This window comes from Micromonospora sp. CNZ296, assembly GCF_007827635.1.
Map to the genome: position 1 here is coordinate 1 of NZ_VISW01000054.1, position 3,950 is coordinate 3,950.

Genomic DNA, 3,950 nt, shown 5'->3' on the forward strand with positions numbered 1-3,950 from the left:
CGCCGACGACGCCACCAAGCCCAAGCCATGACCAGCCACTACACCCGACAAGCCCTCACCGAGCCGTGATCACAATCCCCGGCTGGAGTACTAAGACGCGCTTGCTGGTCTCCGGGTCGAAGATCTCGTGTCCGAGCATCATCAACGCCTGATTGTGGATCTCAGCGACGTTGAGATTCCCGGTCTTGGTAACCCCGGAAGCATCCAGCTTTCCCTTCTTTGCTTGTATGCCGAAGTAGAGAACGTGCGTGGTTGGAAGGGTGAACTTCATCCACACGTCCTTGCCGTACTCCAACGCCTTGTCTTTGTGCCCGGCTGCTGTGACCCGGTGGAAGCCGAGCTGACGGAAGAGCGGAAGCAAGACCTCCTCGATCAGTTCGTCTTCAGATGCCTTGTCGAGGTAGGCGACGAGATGCTCCCGCCGCTTGACCTCTGTGGGTGTGAAGGGTCGGTGTGGGTTGGGTGCCGGCACCGCTACGGTGTTGGTGGAGAGGTGCCTCAGGTAGCACTGCTTGTCCTCGGCGTAGAATGCCTCGAAGCCTTCACGGGTGAGCGCCGCGTTCAGGAGCGCAAGAGCCCCTGGCCGCTGAGGTCCCTCGTTCATCGCCTCGCCCTGATCCATAAGCCTGCGGATGACGCGAGCGAAGGTGGCGGGCGGTGTGTTGGGAGCCGGCTGTGGTTCGGCCAAGATGGCAGCGAGGGTATCGGCGACCCAATAGACCCGCGTGGAGCCGTCATGCGCGTAGTCGGTCTCTATGTCCTCGAAGAACTCGGTCAGGTAGCTACTGCTTCGGTAGGGAAAGAAGCTTTCCTCGGCCGGAAAGTTGCCACAGATCAGGTCCCCGATTTGTTTGAGCGTTCGCTTCTTGAACTCCATCTTGCCCTCCAAGTCACGGAGTCCGATGGGAATCACCTCACGGACTTAATCGAGCCGTCAGCCTTGGGGCGAGACCCAGCCTGCGGGCGGAGGCGGGCATCCCGGTGGAACCGGCGACAGCTCATCGCCCCGTTCTGACCTCGGGCCCTCGGCAGTTCCCTGTGCCCCGGCCACTCGAGTTCTTGCCGGGGCACAGGGTGGACTGTTAGCCCTTCACCAGCTGGTTGATCCTGATGAACAGACGCTCGGCGCGGCCCAGGGTGGTGGAACCGAGAGTCGGCACGAGGGTCGTCTGCTCGCGGAGGAGCGCGGCGGCAGGCTTGTAGTGGTTCAATTTGCCGCCAGCGATGTTGTGCTGGCGGAAGTACGCCTCGACCTGCCGCACGATCCGGGGGTCGTTTGTATTGAGGTCCGTGGGCGTCAACGGAGCCGGAAGCTGGTTGACATAGGCCTTGTTCACTAGGTCCAGGTAGAACTCGATCTCGAACAGGTCCTCGATGTCTGCGTCGCCATTGCCGGTGAACTCGCTGATCTCGATTAGGCCGTTCTTGGCGAGCTGCCCGTTGTCGCGCAGCCGCTTGATCGCCTGGGCGTCCTTGGTGCTGGAGTCGACGATCACCGCCACGTTGAGCTGGTTCGCGCCGAGGAGCGTCACGAAAGTCGACAGTTTGCCCGCGCCCCCGATCGGGGTCTTGACCCACTGCGGGTCCAGCCCCGTCCCGCCCTTGGCTTCGACCGCGTCGCTGAGTACATCCAGATAGATGAGGTCGCTTGGCCCTTCGACGAGAAGAGTGTCCTCGGCGACGAAAAGCGTCTGCGTCATCTCGATGCCCATGGCGGTGAGGAGTGGGAACGCCGTGTCGTTGTCGGCCTTGAAGATCTCGGACGAGATTTTTGTACCGACCCGGTCCTGGTCGATCACAGTGCGGACCCGCTGGAGGTGCTTCGGCGGAACCATGAACGGCGAGTGAGTGGTGTACAGCACCTGGTGCTTCGGGGCCAGCCGTTTGTCGATCAGGTCGAGCAGGTCTGCCTGGGCGCGCCCGTGCAACGACAGGCCGGGTTCGTCGAGCAGCAGGATGAGCTCCCGGTCTTCGGACATCTCCACGTTGGTGAAGTAGGCCAGGAAGCTGAAGAACCAGACGAAGCCGCGCGAGCGGTCGTCGAATGGCACCGAGACCTTGTGGCGCTGGTTACGAACCCGGATTTGCAGGATGGGACCCTGGTTGAGAGGAGCTGGTGCACCTGCCTCAGGCTGTAGCACTCTCAGCTCGACCGCGAGCTCGGTGTTCTGCGACCAGTAGTCGAACACCTCCTCGGAGATCACGTTGCTGGCGTTCTCCAGCTCGCGGATGAGCCGCTCGTGGTTGTCTGCCTCGTGGAAGTCCTCAAGCTCGACGTCGGCCATCTTGAGCAGGCTTAGCAGGGCCTGCTCGCCCCGGTCGAGATCGTCGGAATCTCGACGTCGGATGAGGTCAGGAATCGAGACCTTGCCAGGCATCGTGTCGTAGTCGCCGAAGTAGACAAACTTCGGCATCTTCCGCCAGGAGTAGGTATCAATCAGGTACAGAGCGAGGTCTTCCCCGCGCCAGCCTCGGATTCGCTCGGCGAGGGCTGTGGCCTTGGACGGCGGCTCCTCCAGTGCATCTAGCGCCTTCAGTAGGCCGTCAGTGGTGGTAGCAGCGTTGACGCCACCCGCGACGCTGGCAGGTAGATCGAGTTGTGACCGCAAGTGCTTGACAACCGCGGACTCCCTGTAGTTCTGGGAGAACGTGCGGTTGTTCGTGCGGTAGCCAAAGTTGACGGTGAACTCCGGCTGCCGCAGCGCACCCGCGCCCAAGTCCGCCTCGACCTCGGCGACCTCGTGGTCATCGAAGCGGAAGGTGGCCTGGATGACCGGGATGCGCTGGTCGGAGCCCCACTCCTTGCGCTTACGGGTCAGCTTGGAGGGGAAGTCGACGACCTCGTCAAGCTTCGCGGAAGTCTCGACCGGGTTGAGCCGGTAGAGCGCCTGTAGCGCCGTGGTCTTCCCGGACTCGTTCTTACCCACCAAGCAGGTGACGTCGGGCTCGACGTTGAACTCGCCGGAGTCTTCGATGGAGCGGTAGTAGGTAACCTTCGCCTTGACTAGCTTCAATGGGACCCTCCTGAGGTCGAGAGGTCCCGGACGGGCGTGAGCTGGGCGGCGAAAGATCACACTTCGGTGGCATGCCTGCCGTGGAAGTGCGAACTCGGGGTATGGTCCTGACGCCACATCAAGGAAGTAGCCCCGGTGCCGTCGCCCGCTGCGCGGCGCGCCCGGGGTGCTTCTGCACTAGCGTCCGACAGCGTAACCGACCGGACGGCCATCCTGCTTTACCTATCACAACTCTTTGGTACAAGTGTTCCCTCAACATAAATCCTCTTCGGATTCGCTGTGGTGACGAGTCCCGTGACGGGCGTGCCCACCCGTCCCGGCGGCGGAGCGTAGCGGAGGTCCGTCCGTAGTCCCACGAAGGGATGGTCGGCAAGAATCGACTACAGTCCACCCGTCTGAGGCAGCCAGGAGTCAGCAAGAGCAACAGCAGCGACCGGTAGCAGCTGACATAGGACAGCAGAGAAGCTTGGCTGTGCGAGGCAGAACGGCATCCGAGGGCATCCGTACGTGCCCTGGGACCGCGTTCACACCGAAGAGGTCACGTGCTGAAGGTGCCGTCCGGGCTCATGATCTCGTCTCTCAGTAGCGGCACCAACGCCGACGGGCCGCCATCGTCACGGTGACTGACATGCGGACCCGACCGTCGCCGTCATCAATGGCGTAGCTGACCACGGTGTACCGCTTGCCGTCCTCGCCCAGGACTAGGCGCATGTCCTTGTCGTCGAGCATCGCGCGCCACTCGTCATAGTCGTTGCGTCGCTATTCCGCCAGGCGTGCCTCGGCGAGCTGCGCTGCGATCTCCTTGTTCAGCCCCACGCGCTCACTCTTCCAACCGGGCTGGCTAAGGGACGTCTCGTAACCCCGGTGTCTGTCTAGTCAGGACGATCGGTCAGGATCCCTGGGTGCAGGTGATCACCGCAGCCAACCCTGACTGGA

General features: G+C 62.5%; 2 protein-coding genes and 1 pseudogene. All 3 read right to left on the reverse strand.

Features of this window, described 5'->3' with window-relative positions:
- Nucleotides 1–55: 55 nt before the first annotated feature.
- Nucleotides 56–877 carry a hypothetical protein gene (locus FB455_RS33935; protein ID WP_222434160.1) on the reverse strand — a complete coding sequence of 274 codons (822 nt, stop codon included), beginning with the start codon at nt 875–877 and terminating at the stop codon, nt 56–58.
- A gap of 205 nt (nt 878–1,082) precedes the next feature.
- A complete protein-coding gene (locus tag FB455_RS33940) occupies nt 1,083–3,014 on the reverse strand; it encodes an AAA family ATPase (protein WP_145755804.1) in 1,932 nt (643 codons plus the stop codon).
- 538 nt (nt 3,015–3,552) lie between these two features.
- Nucleotides 3,553–3,830 (reverse strand): annotated as a pseudogene (locus tag FB455_RS33945) (hypothetical protein).
- Between the last annotated feature and the right edge of the window lie 120 nt (nt 3,831–3,950).